This window comes from Haloterrigena gelatinilytica, from assembly GCF_013342145.1.
Lineage (GTDB): Archaea > Halobacteriota > Halobacteria > Halobacteriales > Natrialbaceae > Haloterrigena > Haloterrigena gelatinilytica.
The window spans coordinates 2,592,239-2,617,828 of record NZ_JABUQZ010000001.1; the positions used below are offsets into that span (position 1 = coordinate 2,592,239).

Below are 25,590 nucleotides of genomic sequence, written 5' to 3' on the forward strand. Positions count from 1 at the left end.
GGTATTGGTATGGCTACGAACGGGCCCGACGAGGTTCCGGCGGCGATCTACCGCGGGATCTTCCTCGCCGTCGTCTTCTACTTCGTCCTCCTGATCTACGGGCAGGTCGCCGGCGAGCCGCTGGCGACCTACGCCGCCGAGTTCGTCTTCGCCGTGATCGCGATCGGCGTCGGCACGATTCTCTTCCTGCAACGGGGGACGCGAGTCGCCCCGCGGGCGACCCTCGGCGCGGCCGCCTGTCTCGTCGCCGGCGGCGTCCTCCAGTTGACGTTCCTGTTCACCCGGGTGCCGTCGCTCGATCAGGCGTCCTCCTTCGCCGTCTTCGCCGGCATCGGGCTCTACATCTACGCCGTCTGGATCGTCGACTAACGAAGAGAGCGGTGACTACTGAGGTCGTGTCGACTGCCGCGAAGGCGATCTGGTCGAACCGACGGAGCGGCGAGAAACCGGTTCCGTGTCTCGAGTGCCGCCACCGAACTCGAGAGCGGCTACAGTTCCTCGAGCGAGCGCAACTTCTGTTCGACGGCCGGGGGCGCGGCGCTGGGCCCGTCGCGCACGCGATGGTCCGGAATAAGGATCGGCGCCGGATTCTGGTCCAGGGCGGTTCGGACGAGGATGACGTCGTCCTCGTCCTCGTGGTCGAGTCCGGAGGTCATCCGCGCGAGCGTGTCGACGGTGACCTGATCGCCGTAGGGAATCTCCCGGACCGATTCGAGGACGGCCCGCTGGTCGGTCGGCACCGTCAGGGCGACCTGCACGTCGTCGAAGATGATCTCCTCGAGTCCGTCGAGGTACTCGAAGATGCGGTCGAGCACGGGGTGGTCCGCCTCGGCGTCGTCGTCGGGTCGCTCGGGAAACGTGACGCTCAGCACGCGCCCGCTGGCGGCCCCGAGCTGGACGTGTCGATCGAGGTACGACGATTCCCGCGCGTAGATTCCGGCGTCCGTGACGTCCTCCATACGTCGTCGTAAGCGATAGGGACTTGAATAATCGCCGGTCGACGCGCTCGAGCGAAACGCGGCTGCGCGAAACGCGGTTCCGCACGACCTCATTGCAACGAAGACACGAGCGCTCCGCCACTTCTGGCGACGGTGAGCGCCACGCCCACTCCAACGATTGCGGTCCTCGCTCCGTCGGGTCGCTGCGGTTCTCATCCCTCACGGTGTTATCGACCGGCCTCGCTACCGCTCACGCGTCACTCCGTCCCCCGTTCGCAGTCGAGGTGCGACCGACGGGCGCACCTCGCTTTGCTCGGCCGATCGACAGCGCGCGCCACCGCAAGATCGAACTGCTCGAGAATCGCGCCCCGATGGCGCAAGCCTTTTGTACATATGAGTACGTCGATGTACAACAATGGAGACTGATACGGATCTCGCACCGGCGGTCGAGTCGATCCTCGAGGCCGCCCGGGAGCGCCCCGGAGGCGACGAGGTCGTCGACGTCGACGCGCGGTCGCTGCCCGACGCCGTCGCGCGGGCCGAGGCCGACGGCCGCGTTCCGGTGATCGCCGAGGTAAAGCCGACGAGCCCCACCGCCGACGGAACTCGCGACGACGACCCCGTCGAACTGGCGGAGGCGATGGTCGCGGGCGGCGCGACGGCGATCTCGGTGCTCACCGAGCCGAGCCACTTCGGCGGATCCGCCGAGTCGCTGACCCGGATCCGCGAGGCCGTCGACGTCCCCGTCCTCCGGAAGGACTTCCTCCTCCGCGAGGCGCAGTTGGACGCCGTCGCGGCCGATCTCCTGTTGCTGATCGTCCGCTTCCTCGAGCCCGAGACGCTCGAGGACCTCGTGGCCGCGGCCCGCGAACGCGGCTTCCAGCCGCTCGTCGAGGTCCACGACCGGGCGGAACTCGAGACCGCCCTCGAGGCGGGCGCCGAGATTATCGGCGTCAACAACCGGGATCTGGCGCGACTCGAGGTCGACCTCGAAACCTTCGAGTCGGTGGCGCCCCACGCGAGACGTGTGACACGTCACGATGGAGCGAACGGCGACACCGCGAGCACCGCTCCGGACGACGTGACGCTGATCGCCGAGAGCGGCGTGTCCTCGCCCGCGGACGTCCGCCGGATGCGCGCGGCGGGTGCCGACGCCCTGCTGGTCGGCAGCGCCATCATGGACCACGGCGCGGGCGACAGCGACGTCACCGAGAACACCCGGCGATTGGTCGAGGCGGAGGACGACGAGACATGAGCGAGTACACACCCACCGACGGAGACGAGCAATGAGCACGAGCGATCCCGAACACAACCGCGAGCGCGACAGCGAGGCCACGTTCGGCGACTACGGCGGCCAGTACGTCCCCGAGGCCCTGATGCCGGCGCTGCAGGAACTCGAGGACGCCTACGAGCGCTACGTCCTCGAAAACGAGGACGGCTTCATGGACGAGTTCCGCGAGCGGATGCGCGATTTCGGCGGGCGACCGACGCCGCTCCAGCGCGCGGACCGACTCAGCGAGCGCTACGACCGCGAGATCTACCTCAAGCGCGAGGATCTGGTCCACGGCGGCGCCCACAAGCTGAATAATGCACTCGGACAGGTATTGCTCTCCAAGTATATGGGCAAGGAACGAGTCATCGCCGAGACCGGCGCCGGCCAGCACGGCACCGCGACGGCGATGGCCGCGGCCCACCTCGACATGCCCTGCGAGATCTACATGGGCCGGACGGACGTCAACCGCCAGCGGCCGAACGTCTACCGGATGCGGATGAACGGGGCCGAGGTAAACCCCGTCGAAGCCGGCAGCGGGACGTTGAAGGAAGCGATCAACGAGACGTTCCGCGACTGGGCGACCACCGTCGAGACGACCCACTACGTGATCGGTAGCGTGGTCGGTCCGCACCCGTTCCCGAAACTGGTCCGGGACTTCCAGGCCGTCATCGGCCGCGAGGCCCGCGAGCAGATCCGAGAGAAGGCCGGCCGCCTGCCCGACAGCGTCGTCGCCTGCGCCGGCGGCGGCTCGAACACGATGGGGACCTTCCACGAGTTCGTTCCGGATGACGACGTGGCCCTCTATGCGGTCGAGGCCGGCGGCTCGAGCCTCGGGGTCGACGAGGAAGAAGGCGTCGCGCCGAACTCCGCGACGCTCTCGACGGGGACCGACGGCGTCCTCCACGGCGCGATGACCAAGCTACTCCAGAGCGAGGAGGGTCAGATCGTGGAGTCCCACAGCGTCAGCGCGGGACTGGACTACGCGGGCGTCGGCCCGGAACTCGCCAACCTCGTCGAGACGGACCGCGTGACCCCGGTCAACGTCGACGACGACGCCGCGCTCAACGGCTTCCACCGGCTGTCGAACCTCGAGGGGATCATCCCGGCGCTGGAGTCGAGTCACGCGCTCGGCTACCTCGAGGAATCGCACGACGAGCTGGGCGATCTCGTCGTCGTCAACGTCTCGGGCCGCGGCGACAAGGACTTAGAGACGGTCCTCGAGGAGACCGAGAAACGCGATCTCGAGGCGGCACCGGACGTGGAGGTGTTCGACGGATGACCGACGATTCGAACGCCGCCCCAGAAAGCGACATCGAGACCGCCATCCGCGAGAACGACCCCGCGCTCATCACCTACATCACCGCGGGCGATCCCTCGCTCGAGGACACCAAGCGATACGTCGAGGCCCTCGATCGGGGCGGCTCGGACCTGATCGAACTCGGCCTGCCGTTCTCGGAACCGGTCGCCGAGGGCGCGACGATCCAGGCCGCGATCAACCGGGCGCTCGACGCGGGGACGACCCCCGAAGGCTTCTTCGAGCTGGTCGACGACCTCGAGACCGAGGCGCCGCTGCTGGTGATGACATATTACAACATGATCCTGCAATACGGATCCGAGCCCGACGTTCGGCCGTTCGTCGAGCGCGCGGCCGAGGCCGGCCTCTCGGGGATCATCGTCCCCGACCTCCCCGCCGAGGAGGCCGACCCGCTGCGCGAGGCCTGCGACGATCACGGCCTCGATCTGGTCTTCATCGTCGCGCCGACGACCGAAGGCGAGCGCCTCGAGACGATCATGTCGCAGGTCTCGGGCTTCGCCTACGTCCAGGCCCGCCTCGGGACGACGGGCGCCCGCGCGGACGTCTCGACGGCGACCCACGAGAGCTTGGAACGCCTCTCGGAGTACGACGTCCCCAAGGCGGTCGGCTTCGGCGTCAGCGAGGGCGATCACGCGGCCGAGATCGTCGAGGCCGGCGCCGACGGCGTCATCGTCGGCAGCGCGCTGATAGACATCGTCGCCGGCAGCGACGATCCGGCGGCCGACCTCGAGGCCAAAGCCGAGGAACTCAAACGCGGCGCGGTTCGAGGAGCGGAGTCTCTCACGGTCGATACGGAAGATACACCGGAACCAGAACAGCCATAACCGCAAGATTGCTACACACTCGCAATGACTACTACAGGTATTGACGCGCGACTCGACAGAATCGGCACAGACGACTCCTACGTGATCATCCCGATGGACCACGGGATCACGATGGGGGCCGTTCAGGGACTGAAAGACATCGAAGCGACCATCGACGGCGTGACCCGGGGCGGCGCGGACGCCGTCCTCACCCAGAAGGGGATCGCCTCCCGCGTCCACGAGCACAAAAACGACAAAGGGTACATCGTCCACCTCAACGGCTCGACGACGATCGGTCCCGACGAGCAAGACAAACGGATGACCGGTACCGTCGAGGAGGCCGTCCGCGTCGGCGCCGACGCCGTCTCCTTCCACATCAACGTCGGCTCCGATCACGAACCCGACCAGATCTCCCAGCTCGCGGAGGTCACCGAAGACGCCCAGCGCCTCGGCATGCCGGTCCTCGCGATGGCCTACGCCCGCGGTCCGGGCGTCGACTCCGAGGATCCCGAGGCGCTCGGCCACGCCGTCCGCCTCGCCGAGGAACTCGGCGCCGACATCGTCAAAACGGGCTACAGCGGCGACGCCGAGAGCTTCGAACACGTCGTCGAATCGACGCGGCTGCCGGTCGTCATCGCCGGCGGCTCGAAGGGCACCGACCGCGAAACGATCGAGATGGTCCGGGGCGTCATGGACGCCGGCGGCGCCGGCATCTCGATGGGGCGCTCGGTCTTCCAGCACGAGGATCCCGAAGCCATCGCGACCGCCGTCTCCGGCGTCGTCCACGACGATCTGTCGACCGACGAAGCGCTGGAAGCGGCCGGGCTGGCGCTTCAGGCCTGAACCGTACCCGTCTGCGATCGCTCCCACATCGACTTCACATCGACTCGAGGCGCGATCCGTGTTCCACCGCGACGAGTACCGGCCTCTAGTCGACGTACGTCGAGCGCTGTGAGGTGATCTCCGTCGCTTCGTTCTCTCGGTGACTCCCGGGTAGCCGGTTCCGCGTAACTCGTCTCGAGATCGACTGTCCGGCTCGCTTTGATGTCCGAGCGGTTGCAGTTGCCGGGTACTTATCCGTCGGTGGCCGGTGCAAGCCGAACCCACTCCCCCATCTTGCCTGTTTGGTGGGTATGGAATCACGATTCGCTGCGGTCACCCATCACATCACGCGCGCCGACCCACGTCTGGAGGTGGTCGCCGATGGCGAGTGAAACGTACGAGGTCGGCGGCGTGCAGGCGACGGTCGCCGATCTACTGGAAACGTACGGGCTCGGCGTGCTGTTCGCCGCGAACGTCTTCGGCGCGGGTTCGGTCTACATCCTGGCCGACACCGGCGCGAACTTCGCGTTCGCGCTGCTGTGGGTGCTCCCGCTGGCCTTTCTCATCGACATCGCGCTCCACGACATGTCGGCCCGGCTGGCGGTCTCCCGGGAACCGCTGACCGACTACGTCGTCGACTCCCTGCCCGGCCTCAGCGGCCGCGCCCTCATCGTCACGATGGCCGCGATGAGCGCCCTCTGGTCGATCTCGAACTACGCGATCGCCGGCGCTGCGCTGGCGTGGCTCGTCCCGGGACTGGACAACGTCCTCATCGGGATCCTGGTGGCGGCCGGCGTCGGCGTCGCGCTGGTGCAACTGCGGGTCTACGAGCGCATCGAGGGCGCGATCGCCGCGATGGTGATCACCGTCTTCGCCTCGTACGGCCTCCTGCTGGTCGGACTCGACATCCCCGTCGGCGACGTCGCCGCCGGACTCGTTCCGGCGCTGGTCAGCGATATCGGCTACCTCACGGCCGTCATCGCGCTGCTCGGAACGACGGTCTACTGGCCGAACTTCTTCATCCAGTCGAGCATGGGCCCGACCAAGGAGTGGACCGACGTCAACGCCTACCGGCGGGACAACGCCGCCGGGATCATGACGACGCTCACGATCGGCGCGTTCGTGATGATCGTCTCGGCGATCACGCTGACCGAAGGGACGATGACGCTCACCGGTCCCGGCGAACCGCTGGCGGCCACGCTCGGCCAGGGCGCGCTCTACGTCTTCCTGATCGCGGCGCTGTTGGCCAGCTTCAGTTCGGCGACCGGGACGCTGTTCGGCGCCGGCTACATGGTCCCGCAGGCGCTCGGCCACCACACCGTCTTCGGCGACGCGCGCTTTCGCGCGACCGTCGTCGGCCTCATCGTCTGCTCGGCGCTGGCCGCGTTCTGGCTGCTCGTCAACACCGGTCTCACCCCCGTCAGAATGGCGATCATCATGCCCGCGATCAACGGGCTGATCGCCCTGCCGGTCACCGTCCTCGGACTCATCGGCGCCGTCAACCGATACGGCGACGTCTCGAGGAAAGAGAACGTCGCCTTCGCGCTCGTCGCGCTCGTCCTGCTGGTCGGCAGCGCCCTGACGGCCGAGTCGCTCGCGACGACCCTCGCCGGCTGGCTCTAGACGGGCCGGGAATTTTTTCGGTCGGTCGCGTACCCGGCGTCGTGACTCGAGCGACGGTTCGGACCCACCGACTCGAGGAGACCGACACCGGCCACTACACCGAGTTACTGTCCGACGACGGGGCGAACGACGAGGTGCTGGTCTGTGCCGCCCACGGCGGGCAGGTCGAGCCCTGGACCGCCGAGCAGGCGATCGCGCTGACGGCCCGTCTCCCGTCGGCCAGCTGTTGGGCCTGTCTCGGCTACGACGATCGGCGGAAACCGTTCGAGCTGTGGCATCCGCCGTCCAGCGCCTTCTCTCCCGAGGAGTACCCGCTGCTCGGCGAGATCGCCGACCGCGGGTTCGAGACGGTCGTCAGCTTCCACGGTCTCGGCGACGACCGCGTGCTCGTCGGCGGCGCCACCGACGCCGAGACGAAACGCCGCGTCAGCGACCGCCTCGAGACGGCTGTCTCGACGCCCGTCGAGTCGGTCTCCTCGGGCCCCTACGCCGGCGTCAGTCCGAACAACTTCGTCAACTGGCTCTCGCGGGACGGCGCGGGCGGCCTGCAACTCGAGCAGAGCCGAGCCGTCCGCGACGAGGAGCGCGCGGCCGTCGTCGGCGCCCTCGAGGCGCTCCGGAGCGACGGCGTGCTCTGACTCGCGCGGGTACGCTACTGGATCGAGGACGTTACGCGGAGCCCTCCGCGCCGATACCGAGCGGATCCGCCGCGATCAGATCCTCGACGATCGCGCTGCCAACGCGGGCGGCGTTGTCGATCGCCAGCGCCAGACTCGCCGGATCGCCGTCGAAACTCTCGGTGACGGACTCGCCGGGCGCCGGCCGGTCGTAGTTCGAGACGGCGCGGACGCTCAGGTACCGATCGCGCAGGTCGAACCGCTCGAGCGCCCGCGCCGTCGCGGCGTCTTCCATCTGAGTCGTCACGTAGGGACCGACGCCGTAGGCCTCGCAGAGCTCCGCTACCTCCCGCGCGTAGCGAGGGCCGTGCCAGAACTCGTCGCCGCAGACGGTCGTTCCGCGCTCGATCGTCGGTCCCGAATCGGGCGCCGCGGGATACGTCCGCTGGTACTCGCGAGCGGTCTCGTCCTCGAGCAGGTCGACCTCGCGGGCGGCCGCGAGCGCGCGCTCGACGAGGGCGTCCTCGAGCCGGTGGACGTAGTCCCGCGGTCGGTAGGCCAGCAGGTCGATGGGGCGCTCGTCGGTCGCTTCGCCGCGTTCGTCGTCCCCGTTCGCGTCCCACTCCCCGTGATCCCACCGGTGTTTCCGGTCCCAGTCGACGACCGCGTCCGCGACGGCGACCGATCCCAGCGCGGCGGTCTCGGGCGACGACCCCGCGATGCCACAGGAGACGACGTAGGCCGACTCGAGGTCGATCCCCGGGGTTGCGAGTAAAGCGGTGACGGTCGTCGCCGCGTCGCTCTTGCCGATGCCGGTGGTCGTGACGGCGATCCCCGAGTCGGTCAGGTAGACCGGCGTCTCGGCGCCCGGAATCTCGAGGGCGTCGGTGATCTCGGAGCGCTCGAGCCACGGTCGGCGCTCGTCGAGGGGGTCCTCGAACGCCGCGGTGAGGACCAGCGCGGCCGGGGCGACGGGATCGTCCGGGTCGGGATCCCGCGGCGTCGGGAGCGTGTCATCGCTGGCGGTCACGGTCGGTCCTCGACGAGGTAAACGGACGTTCGTTCAGTTGCACGACTACCGAGAAACACATCCCCGCGAGACGATAAATCATTTGAGCGCGGTATTTATCTTCGGTGCCGATCTGATCGTGCGGTGTAGATCGGTTCTCTCGCATCGACCTCGTCTCTGAGATCACCGATACACGGGTGATATGCGGGTTTGCTCACGATGGTGTGAGCGGGATGGGTCCCAATTACACCCGTATAACGAGATGTGAGTAGATTGCAGATTTTTACCGACGAATACGTAGAATATTACCGGTAGAACGTTTAGAACACCATCGAATAAGTATAACCCTTCCAGGAAGTACTTTCTATGGTATGGGAAGACAAGGCACGAAAGACGACCTTCGAAACGTCAGTAGACGTCGATTCGTCGCGGCGTTGAGCGTCGCGACGGGGAGCGCCCTCGCGGGCTGTTCGGACGGGAGCGTCGAAGGGCAGTCGGAACCGGACGATCCGCCCGAACCGGGCGATCGGATCACAGAGGCGCGTCGCATCGGTCCGCGCGACGTCAGCGACTTCGGATACAAGGATCTGTGGGGATACCGAAAGCGACAGGCAGTCGAAACGCTACTCGCTGACTCAGCGGTGAACGACGTGGCGAGCGAGTGGATCGCGTCGTTCGAAGCCTACGATCCGCTAACCAACGATCTCGACGCCATCAGCGTCCAGGGAACGACCGGAATGAGCGTCGACGGTGGCCGCGAGTCCGGGGAGTTCGAGGTCACGGCGGAGCAACGGCGGGTCGCTTACGGTCTCGTCGATCGGCACACGGAGGAGCTACAGGCACTCCACATCACCGATCCGGTCGACGTAACGTGGAACCGCGACTATCCGGACGAAGAGGGGCGTCGACGCCACGAGTACGTCCTCGACCACGACGAGGTCTGGCAACACCTCGAGGGGAACGACTGGTATCCCATGGAGAAGGCGGCGGAGATCATCACCGCCTACGGCGACTACGCCCACGGTGAGGTCTCGCCTTCGATGTACTACGTGATGCGGGACGGCGAACTCAACGTCGTAAGCACGTTCATCGACGTCGCGGGCGACGATATCGAACTCCTGGACGTGGTTCTCGTCGAGGATTTCGCCGAACATCCACCGCAGCAACTCGCGAGAGAGATGAATCCGGACGGAGAGACGGTTCTCGGCAGCGTCCCGGAACCGCCGACGATGCAACGGCCACAGATCACTGCACCGGAAGGATACCACCGCGTCGAAAGCGTCGACGACGTCATCGAGGACGCGGGGTGGTCCGTCGAGTGGTCGGGTCCGCGAACCGTCGGTGCGGAGGTCAGCGCGACCTACAACGGGAAACCGGCGTTCGAGTACATCGCACCGGTGAGCACGTCGACCGGCTACGCCCTTCCGGAGCGGAACGGCCGCAACACGCGCGAGTTCATGTTTCCCGACGACGAGCCCGTCTTCAGCGGGGAACTGCTCTACTGGGACATCCACAGCAACGACTTCGGCGGACCCGGTGTGCTCGGGACGACCGAGTATCCGGAGACTCCCGAGCATCCGCGCGGATTCCGACTCCGGACGCACTTCCACACGGGCGCGGTCCCGAACGCCCGTGACTTCCACTCCGGGCATCGGTTCGCCCCGTACAACTACTATATCAACTACGACTTCTACGAGGACGGCGTCTTCATGCCGGTCTGGCAGCGTCAGGGCCCCGGCTATGTAACGGAGTTCCAGACCTACCGCGACGCGGAGTACGACGGGCCGACGATCTTCTACGTCTCGAAGTGGGTCACCCGACCGACTCCCGGAACGACGGACGGCGTCGAGACACAGATTTTCGACGGGAGCGAGTGGACCACGCCGGAGACGGAATTCTACCTCACGGGCGACGAGGAGACGCTGGTCCGGTTCCGGAACCCCGACGGCCCCGAGAGCATCACCCTCGCGCTCGACGATCTCAAGGAAGTTGTCGTCGTCCGCCCCAAAGAAGGCGAGATCGGCGAAGCCATCCGCGCCCTCGATCCGGAAGCCGAGTTCGAGTTCTATCATCCAGCCCAGTACGTCGACGACGAACCCATCCAGGGCGAGGAGGTCTTCGCCTGGCTGCTGATGGAAGGCCGACCGGACGAGGTGCCCCATCCGTCGGGGATAACCACGTACACGAGGCTCGGCGAGTTCACGCTCAGGGGATATTGACTGGAACACTCCGGACCAATCACGATCGGGTCTTCCCGATCGCGCTTCGGCCAACCCGCTTCGCACGATTCGAGAATCGCGAAGTCCCACCCTCGTCGCGATCGAGTTCGATCGAAACGCTCTCGAAATCCGCCTTCGTTCGTCGGTCCGTGACCGACGACGACGAGGACGCCCTCACGGTCGACGACGAAATCGTCGCCCGGGCGCGGATCCACGCCCGCGAAGTCCTCGAGGCCCACGATCTCGAGGTCGACCGCGACGCCCTCGAGTGGGACGTTTCGACGCGCGCTCGCCGCCGCGCCGGGGCGTGTCGCTGGGACGCCGACCGCGAGGTGGCGACGATCGTGCTCACGCGGGCGGCCTACCGGCAGTACGACTGGGAGACGTTCGCCGGCGTCGTCAGACACGAACTCGTCCACGCCTGGGAGTTCCAACAGTTCGGCGAGTCGGGACACGGATCGCGCTTTCGCGAGCGGGCGTCGCGACTCGAGGCGCCGCGCTACTGCGAGTCGTTTTCGGACCCCCGGTACGTCCTCCGCTGTCGCGACGACGACTGCGACTGGGAGGCGCGGCGCCACCGCGCCTCGAAGCCCGTGAAGGCGCCCGACCGGTACCGCTGTGGCGCCTGCGGCGGCGCCTACGAGGTCGAGCACGCGGCGAGCGGCCGGACGTGGACGACCGCGAGCGGGTTCGGCGGCGTGAAGGCGGCGCTCGGCGCCGAGTGGTGAGCGGTCGGCGTCCGCGACGGCCGGGAACGGTGGCCTCGAAGCAGACCTCGATTACGAACCGCGAGACGGCCACGGAACACTTATTCGACTTCCGGTGTCTCTTTCGAGTATGGGCATACTCGAGTTGATGCTGGGCGAATCGGGTCCCGGCGAGAGCGGCGTGGACGGGCGATCGTACAAACTGCCGAAGGAGACCCACGACTTCGTCTACCCCGTCGCCGTCCGACGGTCGGAGATCGAGGCGTTTCGCGAGTTGCTCGCGGCCGACGCCGACGCGCCGTCGCCCGCCGACGACGCCGAGGAACTCGAGGCGGCCTTCGATCAGGTCCTCGGCGAGACCGATATCGACGCGGCGGAGTTGGCCGAGAAACAGCGGAAACCGCGGGTCGAGACGGAGGCGATCGTCGACCACTGGACCGAGCAGGTCGGCGACGGGATCGGCGTCGTCTACGCCCGGCCGGGCACCTACCCGACCCTGCTCTCGTTCGTCAAGCGCTGTAAACGGCGCGACGAGGACGCCGATGACCCCTTCGAACTCCCCGAGAGCGTCGCCGAGGGCACCGCCCTCCTCGGCCGACTCGAGGCCGCGACGAACGAACAGTACCGGGCCGTCGTCCACACGGATCTGTTGCCGTCGGACGCGTAGCGATCTCGTCGCCGGGCCGCGGCCGTCGACCCCTCAGATCTCGTCGACCAGGTTCGCGAAGTCGTCTGTGTCGACGATCTCCATCGTCTGGGCCGACAGACCGTGCCGACGGAGGGTCAACGCCGATTTGAACGCCGACTCCCGGTCGGCCGCGTCGAAGAGAACGAGAAAATCGTGTTCTCCCAGGATCGCGTACGAGTCGAGCACTTCCGCCTCGTGGTCCTCGAACTCGGTTCTGATCTCGCCCCAGATCGACGATAGTTCCTGCGCGTTCTGGACGGATCGGTCGTCGACGTCGACGAGCGACGCGTAGGTTGCCATACGTCGGCGTCCGGCAAACGAGCGGAAAACGGTTCGCGTGGCACAGGACGGCACGAACGAGAACTCGAGTGCGAGTTACCGACCCCACCATTTTTGGCCGTACTCGCGCAACGTCGACCCATGCGAAACGCGAAAATCGTCTGTACGCTGGGGCCCGCCTCGAGCGATCGGGGCACGATTCAGGAGCTCGCCGAGGCGGGGATGTCGGTCGCGAGGCTGAACGCTAGCCACGGCAGCCGGGAGGATCGCGCCGAGTTGATCGACCGCGTTCGGGCCGTCGACGAGGAGCGGCCGGAGCCCGTCGCGGTGATGCTCGACATGCAGGGCCCGGAGATCCGGACCGCGCCGCTTCCCGACGGCGAGACGGTCTCCCTCGAGACCGGCTCCGAGATCCGGTTCGTCGAGGGCGACGAGGCGAACTCGGAGACCGTCGGCCTCTCCCTGCCCATCGGCGCCGTCGAAGAGGGCGACCGAATCCTGCTCGACGACGGCCTGATCGAGACGACCGTCCTCGAGCACGACGGCGACTCGGTTCGGGCCCGCGTCGACGCCGGCGGCGAACTGGCCGGCCGCAAGGGCGTCAACGTCCCCGGCGTCGATCTCGATCTGGATATCGTCACCGAGAAAGACCGGAAGGACCTCGAGCTGGCCGCCGAGAAGGAGGTCGACTTCGTCGCGGCGAGTTTCGTCCGCGACGCCGAGGACGTCTACGAGGTCAGCGAAGTCTTAGAGGAGTTGGGCGTCGAGATCCCGCTGATCGCGAAGATCGAGCGAGCCGGTGCGGTGGCGAACCTCGAGGAGATCATCGAAGCGTCCTACGGGATCATGGTCGCCCGCGGCGACCTGGGCGTGGAGTGTCCGATGGAGGACGTCCCGATGATCCAGAAGCGGATCATCCGGAACTGCCGCGAGGCGGGGTCGCCCGTGATCACCGCCACGGAGATGCTCGACTCGATGGTCCACGCCCGGCGGCCGACCCGCGCCGAGGCCTCCGACGTGGCGAACGCCGTCCTCGACGGCACCGACGCGGTGATGCTGTCGGCCGAAACCGCCATCGGCGACCACCCCGCCGAGGTCGTCGACGCGATGGACAGCATCATTCGCGAGGTCGAGGAATCGAACGAGTACGACGAACTGCTCGAGCAGCGCGTTCCCGCCGCCGGCGAGGCGCGAACGGACGCGCTGGCGCGCTCGGCGCGCTTCCTCGCGCGGGATATCGACGCGGACGCCGTCGTCGCCGCGACCGAATCCGGCTACACGGCGCTGAAGACGGCCAAGTACCGGCCGGGCGTGCCGGTCGTCGCCTCGACGCCGAGCCACCGCGTCCGCCGACAGCTGTCGCTTACGTGGGGCGTGACGCCGCTGTACGCCCGCGTCTCCGATCAGGGGGCCGACGCGGTCGTCGAACGAGCCGTCCAGGCGGCCTTAGACGCCGGCGTCGCCGAGAGCGGCGACACGGTCGTCGTCCTCTGTGGCATGATGACCGAACTCGAGGGCGCGAACACGACCAACATGCTGAAGGTCCACGTCGCCGCGGAGGCGCTGACGACCGGTCGCGTCGTCGTCGACGGACGGGTGACCGGTCCCGTCGTCAAGCTTACCGACGGCGACCTCACGGACGTCCCCGAAGGGGCGATCCTCTCGCTGGCGACCGACTTCGACGACGAGTTCACGGGCGACCCGACGAAGATCGGCGGGATCATCGACGCCCAGCGGGGGCTGACGGGCTACCCGGCGCTGGTCGCCCGCGAGATGGACATCCCGATGATCAGCGGCGCCGACCTCGAGGAGACCGTCGACGGAGACGTCGTGACGCTCGACGCCGAGCGCGGCGTCGTCTACGGCGGGGATCTCGGCGCGCGGGCCGACCGACCCTGATCGCGCTCCGGGAAAACCGATCCGCGGGCCCGCGGGTTTTTGACGACGGGGCTGTTACGGTCTCCTATGGCAGACGATGCGGCCGGAGCCGACGGCGACGACGGCGAGCGACGCGGATCGTCGGCGGCCGATCCGGACGCGACGGACTCGATCGACGACCGGCAAACGGTGGACGACCGCGACTCGTGGGATCGAGGCGACCGGCGAGAGCGCGCCGACGATAGCGCTGTCGACCGTCGCGGCGACGGGTTCGACGGCCCCTCGCGGGACGACGAGTACCGCGTGCCGCTGGATCTCTCCGGAGACGCCGACGCGGCGGCCGAAGCCGAAGCCGACGCGGACGAGGACGGGGACGACCCGTACGCGCCCGAACCGAATTCGACGCCGATCGAACCCGGCGATCCCGACCTCGAGAGCGCGATTTTCGTCGTCCTCGGCGCGGTCGCGATGACGCTCGTCCTCCTCCGAGTCATGACCCTCCCGCTGTGACGGCGAGCGCGACCGCGCGATCGCATCGGATCGACGGCTCGCCGCGAGGGCGGCCGTCGACACCCACAGCCGCCGTTCGTCGGCGCTTCTCGACCTGTAGCTCCGGATCCCGCGGTGGCGTCGCTCGGCAACCTTTAATCCGGGTGAGAACTTAGCTGACAGTATGCTGGAACTCCTCGTCGGGAACATGCCGCTCGCGCTCCTGATCGCGGGGCTCGTACTCATGGGTCTCGAGGCGATTTCGCCGGGCGCACATCTCATCGTGATCGGTGTCGCACTGGTCGGCGCGGGACTGATCGGCGTGCTCGTCCCCCTCACTCTGAGTCCGATCGTTCTGGCAGCGTTGACGCTCGTCATCGGCGTCGGGGCGGCCTACGTCTACCGCGAGTTCGACTTCTACGGCGGCAAGGGCACCGCCCGGACCTCCGACTCGAGTTCGCTGGCGGGCGCGACGGGCTACGTGACCGAGACCGTCACGGCCCGCGAGGGACAGGTCAAACTCGAGGAAGGCGGGTTCTCGCCGTACTACAGCGCCCGGTCGACGGGCGGAACGATCGAGGAGGGCGAAGAGGTCATCGTCCTCGATCCCGGCGGCGGCAACGTGTTGACCGTCGAGGCGCTCGGCTCTATCGGCGAGGACGAGATCGATCGCGCGCTCGCGGAAGGAGCGGACGACGCCGACGACACCGACACTAACGACGAGAACGCCCCGTCCGAACCCGAAGCGGAGACCGAGACCGAGACCGAGACCGAGAAATCGAGCTGAGCCGATCGGATCGGCCAACATGTAGTCTAAACAAGGGAACGTTTTTCCCTCCACCGCCGCAAGAGCGAAATATGGTCGTAGAAACACTTCCATTGCAATCCGCCGCCGAGGGTGCGCTGCTGCTCGTCGGCGCGCTCGTCCTCCTCGTCGTCATCGCCGCACTGCTCAGTGCGATCGAGATCGTCGACGCCTACGAGAAGCGCGCTCTTACCGTCTTCGGCGAGTACCGCAAACTGCTCGAGCCGGGGATCAACTTCGTCCCGCCGTTCGTCTCGAACACCTATCGGTTCGACATGCGAACGCAGACCTTGGACGTTCCCCGTCAGGAAGCGATCACGCGTGACAACTCGCCCGTGACGGCCGACGCCGTCGTCTACATCAAGGTCATGGACGCCAAGAAGGCGTTCCTGCAGGTCGACAACTACAAAAAGGCCGTCTCCAACCTCGCCCAGACCACCCTCCGAGCCGTGCTGGGCGACATGGAACTCGACGACACGCTCAACAAACGCCAGGAGATCAACGCGCGCATCCGCCAGGAACTCGACGAACCCACCGACGAGTGGGGGATCCGCGTCGAGTCCGTCGAGGTCCGCGAGGTCAACCCCTCGAAGGACGTCCAGCGCGCGATGGAGCAACAGACCTCCGCGGAGCGTAAGCGCCGCGCGATGATCCTCGAGGCACAGGGTGAACGCCGCAGCGCCGTCGAGAAGGCCGAAGGTGACAAACAGAGCGAGATCATCCGCGCCCAGGGTGAAAAGCAGAGCCAGATCCTCGAAGCACAGGGTGACGCGATTTCGACGGTCCTGCGAGCCAAATCCGCCGAATCGATGGGTGAACGCGCGGTCATCGACAAGGGGATGGAAACGCTGGCCGACATCGGCCAGGGCGAATCGACGACCTTCGTCATGCCCCAAGAGCTCACCTCGCTGGTCGGCCGCTACGGGAAGCACCTCTCGGGAAGCGACGTCAAGGAGAACGGCGCCGAACTCGAGAGCCGCGAGTTCGACGAGGAGACCCGCGAACTGATCGGCCTCGACGACATCGCCGAGATCATCGGCGAGATCGACGAGGAAGCCGAGATGGACCTCGAGGCGATGGAACAGGAGGCCCAGGCGATCAAAGAGGGCAAGGACGCCGGCACCATCTCGGACCCCGACGCGGTCATCGAGGAGATGGATCAGGACTTCCAGGAACGAACCGACGGCGGCGCCGAGCAGTCGGCCGACGACGCGGACGACTCGACGACGAACTGACTGCCACGCGCCGGCGGCAGTTCATCGGCCGCCAGCCTTCCGGTCCCGGACCGGACCCCGTTCGAAAACCGAATTCCGCCACAAACATCGCGCAGAGACTGTCACGCTTCACGAAACGAATTGGAGCGAAACCTGTTTTAGGTCCCGCCCCATTCCTCGTAGTAAGCACAGCATGACGACATCAAACGGGGTCGACGACGAGAAACGAGCGACCCTCCGTCGCTTCGCCGCGCTCGGAGCGGCATCGCCGCTTGCCGGCCTCTCCGAGTCAGCCGCGGCCGACACGGGCGAAAGCGACGCTCGCGACGCGATTGCCGGGTATCTCTCGACGACGCCCGGCGCCCACTTTTCGAAGATCCGGGACGATCTCCAGTTGGGGACCGGCGAAACCCAACACCACCTGCGACGCCTCGAGGAACTCGAGGTAATCGAGCGTTACCGGGACGGCGACTACAAACGGTTCGTGCCGGCCGGCCGGTTCGACGAGTTCGAAAAGCAAGCGCTCGGCTACCTCCGCCGGGAGACGCCCCGCGGAATGCTGATCGAACTCCTCCGGAACCCGGCGGCGACCGGCGGCGACCTCGCGGCGGTACTCGACGTCTCGCCGCCGACCGTCAGTAAGTACGCCGGCGAACTCGAGGACGAGGGCCTGCTCTCCCGGGAGGACGGCTACGCCGTCGAACGGCCCGAAACGGTCCTCGTTCTGGTCGTCCGCCACGCCGACTCCTTCGGCGATGCGGCCCGTCAACTCGCGCGGAACGCGGACCGGTACCTCACGTACGACGGCTAAGAGCGGACTACTCCCCGGTAATAGCGCGTTACGCGTCGATTTCGTGAGTGGTATTGTTCAGACGATATCGGTCAGCGCCGCCAGCGACTCGAGTTCGAGCGTCGCCTCGGCGGGGCGATCGAGGTCGCGATTGTGCGAGCGTCGGAGAAACGCCGTCTCGAGGCCGGCGGCTCGACCGGCCGTGACGTCTTTGATCGAATCGCCGACGTAGAGCCCCTCGCTGCTCCCGAGTTGGTCGAGCGCTTCCTCGATGTAATCGGGCTCGGGTTTGCGGCGCCGGTATCCCTCGAACGTCGGATCGCGACCGCGAACGACCTCGAAGTCGATGCCGACGTAGTCGGCGACGAACTCGGCGGTCTCGTGGCGGTTGTTGGTCACTAACCCGACTGTGGTTCGTTCGGCTAGGGTCTCGATCGCGTCGATGTCGTCGTACAGTCCGCGCTCGCCCGACCGGAGTCGCTCGTGGGTTCCCTGCGAGGCGTAGCGTTCCTTCAGCTCCCAGAACCGCGCCGGATCGATATCCAGCGCCTCGCAGTGGTCTGCGACGTTCTCCAGGTCGTTTCGGCGAAGATCCGCCCGTTGGGTCGGCGTCGGATCGACCTCGAGTTCAGCGAGGGCGACGTCGGCGGCGTCCGCGTACACCTGCGGGTGGGTTCCCGGACCCTCGAGAAGGACGCCGTCCATATCGAACAGAATCGGCTGTGGCATTTCTCGCCCGGTCCTACGCCGCGAACCGTGAAAAAACGGCTGCTGCGCTATCGGACGGAGTATGAAACAGAAAATACGGGGAAGGCGGCAGGTGGCTGCCGTCGTCCGGCGTCGCGAGCGTTAAACGTTAACTTTCCACGTCGTGCTCGAGGAGTAACCCCATTTTTCGATCTCGACGTCGAAGTTGCCGTCCTGCAGCGCCGTGATGTTCGATCCGACTTCCTTCGCGGTCATCCCGAGTTCCTGACCGATAAGTCGGGACTTAAAGTAGGTCTTCGTGCCGGCGTTATCGCGAAGATACTGGAGGATACGGCGTTGCTTGCTCGTGAGGTCGGCCGCCATTGCAGTGCTCATACTTCGTTCGATGGCAGGAACGCCCTTAGGGGGTTTGGTACGTGCGGTTAACCCGACGCCCGCTTGCGGTTTTGCCGGTGGTTAATGGGACCATAATCGAGTAGAAAGCTCCCGTTGGTACGTGCGGTTAATATATGTCTTTTGGTGAGCGTCAGGTGCGATAGACCATCACGTGACTCTGATGATAACCCCGATTAGTCTGTCGTCTCCGGTGATGGGTTCTGTGACGGTACGACGGCGCTAGGCGCGGTCGGGGCTCGACTCGTCCGCGACGAACGGACCGAACGCACACGCGACCGCCTCGCCGAGCGCTCGCGTTCGGCTCGTCAGGCCGGCCGTCAGAACGCCGGCGGCGCCCTCGGCCTCGGCGATCCCGTCCGTGCCGAGACGGTCGTCCATCACCGGTCCCAGTTCCGCCCCGTCCTCGAGGCGACGCGCCACGTCGTCCGGGAGGCGAAGCGTCGGGCCGCCGCCGCGTTCCAGTCGGTCGCCGTCCGTAGCCGCGGCCCACATGATCAGCGAGAGTCCCGGGACGCCGTCGATACGGGCGACGCCGCCCTCGAGGCCGATCCCGTAGTCGGCGTCGGTCGCCGCGAGCGCGCGTCGGGCGCGGTTCTCGGCGCCCGTAACGGTCTCTTCGATCGACCACGGCTGCTCGGGGACGCCGGAGTCGACCGCTACGTCGACGACGGTCGGATCGAATCGCTCGAGAGTCCGTTCGACGGCGTCGATCTTGGTCGGGTTCGTGCTTCCGACTGCGAGGTCCATAGCGGCGGTTCGAAGGGGAGGCAGTTGGGGGCTCCGGTTCGGCGAGCCGCCCCTCATGATTGTCCCGATCGTTCATACTAGTTCCGGCGAATTACCCGCTCTCGAGAGCTGTCGGCTCGCGATTTCGAAACCCTTAACCATCGAGTGTCTGAACGTGGAAGGTAACGAATCCGTCCGGGCTTTTGCAGCTAGTTCGGCCGGTCAGCATTCGCCATCGTATGAGCAACACACCATCGAACACGAGAGTACGGCGTACCGAGCACGAAACAGACGACACGACCGAAACGACGGACGAAAGCGAGCAGAGCAACCTCGACTGCCCCGAGTGTGCGGGCAACCTCGTCGTCGACGACGAGCACGGCGAAACCGTCTGCGAGGACTGCGGACTGGTCGTCGAGGAGGACTCGGTCGACCGCGGCCCCGAGTGGCGGGCTTTCGACGCCACCGAGAAAAACGAGAAGTCCCGCGTGGGCGCGCCCACGACGAACACGATGCACGACAAGGGGCTCTCGACAAACATCGACTGGCGCAACAAGGACGCCTACGGGAACTCCCTGGGATCCCGGCAACGGGAGAAGATGCAGCGCCTCCGCAAGTGGAACGAGCGCTTCCGCACCCGCGACTCCAAGGAGCGCAACCTGAAACAGGCGCTGGGTGAGATCGACCGGATGGCCTCCGCGCTGGGCCTGCCGACGAACGTCCGCGAGACCGCCTCCGTTATCTACCGCCGCGCGCTCGACGAGGATCTGCTCCCGGGCCGTTCGATCGAGGGCGTCTCGACGGCCTGCGTCTACGCCGCCGCCCGCCAGGCCGGTGTGCCCCGTAGCTTAGACGAGATCGCCGACGTCTCCCGCGTCGAGAAAAACGAGATCGCTCGCACCTACCGCTACGTGGTCCGGGAACTGGGTCTCGAGGTCCAGCCCGCCGACCCCGAGAGCTACGTCCCCCGCTTCGCCTCGGGACTCGACCTCTCGGACGAGGCCGAACACCGCGCCCGTGCCCTCCTGCAGAACGCCAAGGAGAAGGGCGTCCACAGCGGCAAGTCGCCGGTCGGCCTCGCGGCCGCCGCGGTCTACGCCGCCGCCCTGCTGACCAACGAGAAGACCACGCAGGCCGCCGTCAGCGACGTCGCCGACATCTCCGAAGTGACGATTCGGAACCGGTACCACGAACTCCTCGAGGCCGAGGAGACCCTCGGTCTCGCGTAAGCGGTCCGCTCGGCTTTTCTCCGTCGTTTCGACCGAGCTCTCGACTGCAGTTGCTCGATACTCCCCGCGGTGTTGCACTCCGTTCTCGATACGTTCGGTTCGCTGGAGTGGTATCACCGTCGCGGACCGATTGTCTCGGACGTCGGCCAGCTGGTAGTTAGACGATGTGTCTCTCTGCCACGCGATCGGAATCTACTCCCGCCAGATACAGTCCAGAACTTTACAGTACCAGAAATATATCTAGAAGTAGTAATACAGAACTGGGGGATCCGTATTGGAAGTAAATTCGATCTAACACCACCATATCATCCACTTTATGGAGACTTTATCGATAGATACATCTACTTTTCTGCCCTGTCTTCGCCCATCACGGCTATATTTTCTCGACACGAGGCGGTCGGAGAGTGATAGTGTAAAACCGGACTCAAAAGCAGTATTATGCTGTTTTCCGAGGATTTTTGGATTCGAACTGTATTTCGAGAAGAGCCCGATTATATATTTTCGTACTATTATATTGGTCTGGTACTTACGCCACTTTCCGATCGAGGTGTGGGAACCGAGCGGCGAAACGCCGGCTACAGCGCCGAGCAGTCGGCCGCCGTTTCGGTCGGCGGGACCCCGGAATTCCGATTCGGATCCACAGCGCCGCGACGGGCGCGACCAACTCGAGCGGCCTCGGAAACGCCGAGCGTCGCCTCGAGGCTCGAGCGGATCGACCGCGAGCCCGATCAGGGCACCGTATCGGGCCGGCCGGGTCGGTCCCGGACTCAGAGGTCGAAGACGTCGAGGCCGGTCCGTTCGTCCAGTTGGTGGGTGAGCGAGGTCTCGCCCGGGAAGACGACGATCTCGAACGTCCCGGAGACGACCGCCTCCGAGCAGTGGCCCCCGAGGGACTCGAAGTTCTCGTCTCCGAGTTGGATGTGCGTGTGGATCTTGTCGGGACCGATGTTTCCGAGGAAGCTCGTCACCTCGTACTGCCCGGTGAACCGCTCCTCGTTGTACTCCTGTTCGGAGACGTCGTAGTGGCCGAGCACGACCTCGTCGACGGCGCCGATCCCCATCAGGAAGCCCTGTTCGAGCCCCGCGTCGTCCCGGAGGGTCTCGAGGGAGGCCAGCACCTCGTCGCCGGGGTCGAGTCGAACGACGATTCGGTCGGATTCTTCAGTGTATTCCATTGTACGCCGTACTGACGGGTGCCGAATAAATAATAGTGTCCCTCCCCACGGGTCGTTCCACCACCGTCGGAGGCGGACGTCGGGTACGCGTTTGAGTGCGCCACAGCGTTTAGATAGCTGCTCCTCGAAGCTCTCATCCGGAATGCGGTGGCAGTATCGCGATACGGTGCTAGTCGTCTGTACGCTCGCCCTCTTCGTGACGGTGTTCGGTCGGGTCGCGCTCAGTCCGATCGTCCCCGAGGTCGCCGCCGAGTTCGACCTCTCGAACGCGGTCATCGGACTCGCACTGACGGGCATGTGGTTCGCGTACGCGCTCACGCAGTTCCCCAGCGGGATCCTGGCCGAGTGGTACGGCGAACGGCCGGTCGTTCTGGCGTCGGTCTGCGGGACCGGGCTCGCCGCGTTCGTGATCGTCGGCGCACCCGGGTTCGTCGTCTTCGTGCTGGGGGCGATCCTGCTGGGCGGCCTCGCGGGACTCCACTACAGCGTCGCGACGACGCTGCTCACTCGCCTCTACGGCGATATCGGAACGGCGATCGGGATTCACAACTCCGGGGCGCCGCTGGCCGGCCTCGTCACGCCGGTCGTCGTCTCGTGGACCGCCGTCCGGTACGGCTGGCGCCCCGCCGTCGCGCTCACCGCCGTCGTCGCGCTCGCGATCTTCGCGCTCGCCGTTCGGAGTCTCCGTCCGACCGAGCCGCGACGCCCCGACAGGTCGCTGAGCGAACTGCTCGAGCCGGGACCGATCCTGGACCTGCTCTCCCGACCGCCGGTCGTCTTCACCGGCGTCATCGCCATCGTCGCCGAGTTCACCTGGCAGGGGGTGGCATCGTTCCTGCCGGCGTTTTTCGCCCAGTATCACGGCTACTCGACGACGCTGGCGGGGGTCCTCTTCGGCGCGTACTTCGTTACGCAGGGCGTCTTACAGGTCGGCGTGGGGATCGTCGCCGATCGCTTCGGCCGCGACCTCGCGATCGGGATCTGTATGATCACCGGGATCGTCGGGTTCCTGTTGCTCGTCGCCGGTTCCGGACTCGTCCCGATCGCAGCCGGCGCCCTCCTCCTCGGTGTCGGGATGGGGTGGGGCGCGGCGGTCTTCCCGCGGTTCATGGATCGACTTTCGGACGCCGAACGATCCTTCGGGTTCGGACTCTTTCGGACGGCGTATATGACCGTCGCAGCCAGCGGCTCCGTCGTCGTCGGACTCCTCGCGGATCTGTTCGGCTGGCGCGTTTCCTTCGGCTTCCTGACGGCCTTGCTCGGGCTCGTCTGTGCGCTCCTTCTCGCCAACCGCGCCCTCGGTCTCGAGTACTGAGCGCGAGACAGGTACGGCGGTTGCCCTTGAGTACGCTCCCGTCGAGGCGACGTTGCGACGAGGGAGACGTCGAACTCGTCGATTCGGACCTCGAGACAGCGGGCGGGACGGAACGAAACGGATCGGGAGGAACGCCGAGGACGAATCCGTGCGGACTCCCAGATCCTGTCGTCGCGATGGACAGCTTCCACACATCGTTTCGATAATGTTGAACCACGCTTAACTACTGCCGCGGGAACGGCACTACCTTTACACACATATGGTTGTAATTCATGGGGGAAGTATACGACTCAGTTTCAACATTATTGAAGGTGGTCGTCTACCCCACAACGCGATAGACGGGCGTTTCGGGGGTTGTACCTGACGGCGAGGGCGAATCCGGTGACGCCAACTATTAAATAGTGTTCGGCCGTAGGCAGGGGTATCGATGGCGACGCAAAACGTACTCGTTACCGGACCGTACGGCGAAGCCGGCGAAGCGATTCTCAACCACCTGTTGGATAAGGAACAGTACGAGTTCACGTTCCTGAACCGCAGCGACCACCCCGATTACGAGACGCACGTCGCCGACATCGCCGACTACGAGGCGATTCGGCCGGCGTTCGACGGCCAGGACGCGGTGATTCACCTCGCCGCGCAGTCCGACGCCGGGGCGGAGTTCGAGGAGGTCGTCGAACCGAACGTTATCGGCACGTACAACGTCCTGAAGGCGATGGAGGACGCCGGGGTCGAAACGCTCATCTTCGCGTCCTCGCAGCGCGTCATGGGGCTCTACGAGGAAGACCACGCGCCGGAACTCTACGAGGAGGACTACCCGAGCGAGTTCGATCCGTTCCGCCTCACCCACGAGACGCTCCCGAAGCCCGACGGCTACTACGGCGCGACGAAGGTGTTCGGCGAGAACATCTGTCGCGTCCACGCGCGCCGCGACGGCGCGCCGGAACAGGTGTACTCGCTGCGCATCTCGAGCGTGCGAACGGCGGAGTACGATCACCCCTACGGCGACGCCGAGCGCGGGGTCGACCGCGGGGAGGAACACAAAGTCGACGAGGACGAGGTCTGGGACCAGTCACAGACGGGCTCCTGGGAACGGGGCAGCGAGGAGTACCGGGAAATGGTCGACCGCCTGAAGGCCTCCTGGACCTCCCAGCGGGACTTCGCGCACATGCTCGAGTGCTGTCTCGAGGACGACTCGGTGACTTACGACACGTTCTACGCGGTCAGCGGAAACGCGGCTCGATGGTTCGGCATCGAGCACGCGAAGGCCGTTCTCGGCTACGAACCGCAGGACGACGCCTCGGAGTGGGACAGCCCACCGACCGACGCGACGGAGTGATCGACTCGATGTCGGAACCGATGTCGTCTTCGGGATCGATCTCGTCTCGAGACGGACGAACGGTCGCCGTCAGTTCGTCGTAACCGTTACCGGCCCGTCGAACCGGAGGAGCACCGCCTGGGCGATGTCGCCGAACAGCGCCTTCCCCGTCGGCGAGCGTTTCCGACCGGAGACGAAGAGGTGACCGCAGCCGCGTTCGTCCGCGACCTCGATGATCTTCTTCGGGAGCTCTCCCGCCGCGCCGATCGCCGCGTAGGAGACATCGGCGTTCGCGAAGACCCGATCCGCGACGGTCGCCGCCTCTTTTTCGGCCTCGTCTTCGATCATCTCGATGGTCTTGACCTGCTTGCCGTCCCGCGCCTCGTTGCGGGCGTCGCTCTGATACTCCTTCCGGTCGATGAACCGACACACCAGGAGCTCGGTGTCGGTTCCCGTCGCGTACCGTTTCGCAGCGTCCAGTAGCCGTTCGTCTGCCGTCTCGTCGGTAAGGACGACTAACGCCGTGTGCATACCGGATACTGTTCGGCCGAGTACAAAAAAGTACGCTCCCGATCGGGTTCGGCACCGTCGAGACGGCCGCGGTCGAAGATGTTCCCGCGAACGCTTACGCCGTCGTCTCCCGCACGTTCTCACATGAGTACTCGAGAGGAGTCGGCGGTCCGTTCCCACTGGGACCACTCGTCGTGTGAAGGGACGGTCGACTGTCCGCCGCGGTGTCCGCGAGCGACCGACGATCGGGGCGTTCCGTTCCTCGTTCGTCCGTATCGACCGGCCGATTTCGAGTCGCTCGTCGAGCTGTACGATAGCCTCGACGAGTCGGCGGCGACGATGGGGCTCCCGCCGTTCACGCGCCCTCGCATCGAAGCGTGGCTCGCCGAACTGACGTCGAACGGCTGGAACCTGATCGCGCTGCTCGACGACCGAACCGTCGGTCACGTCGCCGTGACGCCGGCCGACGATCCCGATCCGGAGTTCGTCGTCTTCGTCGATACCGACGTCCAGAACCGGGGGATCGGCGGCGAACTGCTCAAACAGCTCATCGCCTACGCCGACGACAGGGACCACGAGGCGCTGTCTCTGGACGTCTCGACCGACAACCGGCGCGCCGTCACCGTCTACGAGAACGTCGGCTTCGAGACGATCGAGGAGTCGGCGCTGAATCGGACGATGCGGCTCCCGCTGGACGATCCGATCGCCGATCGGGTCCGGCGACCGCCGGCCGAGCGACTCGAGTAG

27 protein-coding genes are annotated in these 25,590 nt (G+C 66.1%); 19 read left to right on the forward strand and 8 right to left on the reverse strand.

Annotation, left to right across the window (positions count from 1 at the left end; genetic code table 11):
• Window positions 1–9: 9 nt before the first annotated feature.
• Window positions 10–369: a hypothetical protein gene (locus tag HTZ84_RS12875; RefSeq protein WP_174681046.1), complete on the forward strand. Its 360-nt coding sequence runs from the start codon at window positions 10–12 to the stop codon at window positions 367–369.
• Window positions 370–488: 119 nt separating this feature from the next.
• On the opposite strand, the gene HTZ84_RS12880 is transcribed toward HTZ84_RS12875, so the two are convergent.
• Window positions 489–959, reverse strand: coding sequence for an MGMT family protein (locus HTZ84_RS12880; RefSeq protein WP_174681047.1), 471 nt, complete (start codon window positions 957–959; stop codon window positions 489–491).
• Between the two features lie 394 nt (window positions 960–1,353).
• Between HTZ84_RS12880 and trpC the strand changes: the two genes are divergently transcribed.
• The 6 genes from trpC (at window position 1,354) to HTZ84_RS12910 (ending at window position 7,412) form a co-directional block, all read left to right on the forward strand.
• Window positions 1,354–2,193, forward strand: coding sequence for an indole-3-glycerol phosphate synthase (gene trpC / locus HTZ84_RS12885; protein ID WP_174681048.1), 840 nt, complete (start codon window positions 1,354–1,356; stop codon window positions 2,191–2,193).
• A 31-nt stretch (window positions 2,194–2,224) separates the two neighbouring features.
• Window positions 2,225–3,490: a tryptophan synthase subunit beta gene (gene trpB, locus HTZ84_RS12890; protein ID WP_174681049.1), complete on the forward strand. Its 1,266-nt coding sequence runs from the start codon at window positions 2,225–2,227 to the stop codon at window positions 3,488–3,490.
• Window positions 3,487–4,350: a tryptophan synthase subunit alpha gene (gene trpA, locus HTZ84_RS12895; protein WP_174681050.1), complete on the forward strand. Its 864-nt coding sequence runs from the start codon at window positions 3,487–3,489 to the stop codon at window positions 4,348–4,350. Before trpB ends, trpA begins: the two co-directional genes overlap by 4 nt.
• A 24-nt stretch (window positions 4,351–4,374) precedes the next feature.
• Window positions 4,375–5,172: a 2-amino-3,7-dideoxy-D-threo-hept-6-ulosonate synthase gene (locus HTZ84_RS12900; protein WP_174681051.1), complete on the forward strand. Its 798-nt coding sequence runs from the start codon at window positions 4,375–4,377 to the stop codon at window positions 5,170–5,172.
• Window positions 5,173–5,532: 360 nt separating this feature from the next.
• Complete coding sequence (locus tag HTZ84_RS12905; protein WP_174681052.1) at window positions 5,533–6,774, forward strand: NRAMP family divalent metal transporter; 1,242 nt, start codon at window positions 5,533–5,535, stop codon at window positions 6,772–6,774.
• 41 nt (window positions 6,775–6,815) lie between these two features.
• Window positions 6,816–7,412 carry a poly-gamma-glutamate hydrolase family protein gene (locus HTZ84_RS12910; protein WP_174681053.1) on the forward strand — a complete coding sequence of 199 codons (597 nt, stop codon included), beginning with the start codon at window positions 6,816–6,818 and terminating at the stop codon, window positions 7,410–7,412.
• A 31-nt stretch (window positions 7,413–7,443) separates the two neighbouring features.
• Here HTZ84_RS12910 and HTZ84_RS12915 read toward each other — a convergent pair whose 3' ends face one another.
• Window positions 7,444–8,421, reverse strand: a complete 978-nt coding sequence (locus tag HTZ84_RS12915; RefSeq protein WP_174681054.1) for a phosphorylase family protein — start codon at window positions 8,419–8,421, stop codon at window positions 7,444–7,446.
• A gap of 350 nt (window positions 8,422–8,771) precedes the next feature.
• Here HTZ84_RS12915 and HTZ84_RS12920 point away from each other — a divergent pair, with 350 nt between their 5' ends.
• The 3 genes from HTZ84_RS12920 (at window position 8,772) to HTZ84_RS12930 (ending at window position 11,993) form a co-directional block, all read left to right on the forward strand.
• On the forward strand, window positions 8,772–10,619 hold the full coding sequence (locus tag HTZ84_RS12920) for a hypothetical protein (RefSeq protein WP_254611751.1): 1,848 nt from the start codon (window positions 8,772–8,774) through the stop codon (window positions 10,617–10,619).
• Window positions 10,620–10,768: 149 nt separating this feature from the next.
• Window positions 10,769–11,347: a SprT family zinc-dependent metalloprotease gene (locus HTZ84_RS12925; protein ID WP_174681055.1), complete on the forward strand. Its 579-nt coding sequence runs from the start codon at window positions 10,769–10,771 to the stop codon at window positions 11,345–11,347.
• A 109-nt stretch (window positions 11,348–11,456) separates the two neighbouring features.
• Window positions 11,457–11,993, forward strand: coding sequence for a hypothetical protein (locus HTZ84_RS12930; protein WP_174681056.1), 537 nt, complete (start codon window positions 11,457–11,459; stop codon window positions 11,991–11,993).
• 33 nt (window positions 11,994–12,026) lie between these two features.
• Here HTZ84_RS12930 and HTZ84_RS12935 read toward each other — a convergent pair whose 3' ends face one another.
• Complete coding sequence (locus tag HTZ84_RS12935; protein ID WP_174681057.1) at window positions 12,027–12,314, reverse strand: GYD domain-containing protein; 288 nt, start codon at window positions 12,312–12,314, stop codon at window positions 12,027–12,029.
• A 120-nt stretch (window positions 12,315–12,434) separates the two neighbouring features.
• Here HTZ84_RS12935 and pyk point away from each other — a divergent pair, with 120 nt between their 5' ends.
• The 5 genes from pyk (at window position 12,435) to HTZ84_RS12960 (ending at window position 17,490) form a co-directional block, all read left to right on the forward strand.
• Entirely contained in the window at window positions 12,435–14,192 is a 1,758-nt protein-coding gene (pyk, locus tag HTZ84_RS12940; RefSeq protein ID WP_174681058.1) for a pyruvate kinase, read from the forward strand.
• A 66-nt stretch (window positions 14,193–14,258) separates the two neighbouring features.
• Window positions 14,259–14,681, forward strand: coding sequence for a DUF7312 domain-containing protein (locus HTZ84_RS12945; RefSeq protein ID WP_174681059.1), 423 nt, complete (start codon window positions 14,259–14,261; stop codon window positions 14,679–14,681).
• Window positions 14,682–14,844: 163 nt separating this feature from the next.
• Entirely contained in the window at window positions 14,845–15,447 is a 603-nt protein-coding gene (locus HTZ84_RS12950; RefSeq protein WP_174681060.1) for an NfeD family protein, read from the forward strand.
• A 71-nt stretch (window positions 15,448–15,518) separates the two neighbouring features.
• Entirely contained in the window at window positions 15,519–16,700 is a 1,182-nt protein-coding gene (locus HTZ84_RS12955; protein ID WP_174681061.1) for an SPFH domain-containing protein, read from the forward strand.
• A gap of 172 nt (window positions 16,701–16,872) precedes the next feature.
• The gene (locus tag HTZ84_RS12960) at window positions 16,873–17,490 is read left to right on the forward strand and encodes a winged helix-turn-helix transcriptional regulator (RefSeq protein WP_174681062.1); all 618 of its coding nucleotides are present in this window, start codon (window positions 16,873–16,875) and stop codon (window positions 17,488–17,490) included.
• A gap of 57 nt (window positions 17,491–17,547) precedes the next feature.
• Here the strand turns inward: HTZ84_RS12960 and HTZ84_RS12965 are convergent, their stop codons facing one another.
• The 3 genes from HTZ84_RS12965 to yjjX form a co-directional block, all read right to left on the reverse strand.
• Window positions 17,548–18,198 (reverse strand): HAD family hydrolase, encoded by a 651-nt coding sequence (locus HTZ84_RS12965; RefSeq protein WP_174681063.1) that lies wholly within the window; start codon window positions 18,196–18,198, stop codon window positions 17,548–17,550.
• 120 nt (window positions 18,199–18,318) lie between these two features.
• Window positions 18,319–18,552, reverse strand: a complete 234-nt coding sequence (locus tag HTZ84_RS12970; protein ID WP_083870329.1) for a DUF7123 family protein — start codon at window positions 18,550–18,552, stop codon at window positions 18,319–18,321.
• A 240-nt stretch (window positions 18,553–18,792) separates the two neighbouring features.
• Entirely contained in the window at window positions 18,793–19,320 is a 528-nt protein-coding gene (gene yjjX / locus HTZ84_RS12975) for an inosine/xanthosine triphosphatase (RefSeq protein WP_174681064.1), read from the reverse strand.
• A 218-nt stretch (window positions 19,321–19,538) separates the two neighbouring features.
• Between yjjX and HTZ84_RS12980 the strand changes: the two genes are divergently transcribed.
• Window positions 19,539–20,528 carry a transcription initiation factor IIB gene (locus HTZ84_RS12980; protein WP_008896216.1) on the forward strand — a complete coding sequence of 330 codons (990 nt, stop codon included), beginning with the start codon at window positions 19,539–19,541 and terminating at the stop codon, window positions 20,526–20,528.
• Between the two features lie 767 nt (window positions 20,529–21,295).
• Here HTZ84_RS12980 and HTZ84_RS12985 read toward each other — a convergent pair.
• Window positions 21,296–21,703 (reverse strand): PPC domain-containing DNA-binding protein, encoded by a 408-nt coding sequence (locus tag HTZ84_RS12985; RefSeq protein ID WP_174681065.1) that lies wholly within the window; start codon window positions 21,701–21,703, stop codon window positions 21,296–21,298.
• Between the two features lie 142 nt (window positions 21,704–21,845).
• Between HTZ84_RS12985 and HTZ84_RS12990 the strand changes: the two genes are divergently transcribed.
• Both HTZ84_RS12990 and HTZ84_RS12995 read left to right on the forward strand, forming a co-directional pair.
• A complete protein-coding gene (locus HTZ84_RS12990; protein WP_174681066.1) occupies window positions 21,846–23,018 on the forward strand; it encodes an MFS transporter in 1,173 nt (390 codons plus the stop codon).
• 427 nt (window positions 23,019–23,445) lie between these two features.
• Window positions 23,446–24,354 (forward strand): NAD-dependent epimerase/dehydratase family protein, encoded by a 909-nt coding sequence (locus HTZ84_RS12995; RefSeq protein WP_174681067.1) that lies wholly within the window; start codon window positions 23,446–23,448, stop codon window positions 24,352–24,354.
• Window positions 24,355–24,423: 69 nt separating this feature from the next.
• On the opposite strand, the gene HTZ84_RS13000 is transcribed toward HTZ84_RS12995, so the two are convergent.
• Window positions 24,424–24,864: a universal stress protein gene (locus HTZ84_RS13000; RefSeq protein WP_174681068.1), complete on the reverse strand. Its 441-nt coding sequence runs from the start codon at window positions 24,862–24,864 to the stop codon at window positions 24,424–24,426.
• Window positions 24,865–24,987: 123 nt separating this feature from the next.
• Between HTZ84_RS13000 and HTZ84_RS13005 the strand changes: the two genes are divergently transcribed.
• Window positions 24,988–25,590, forward strand: a complete 603-nt coding sequence (locus HTZ84_RS13005; protein WP_174681069.1) for a GNAT family N-acetyltransferase — start codon at window positions 24,988–24,990, stop codon at window positions 25,588–25,590.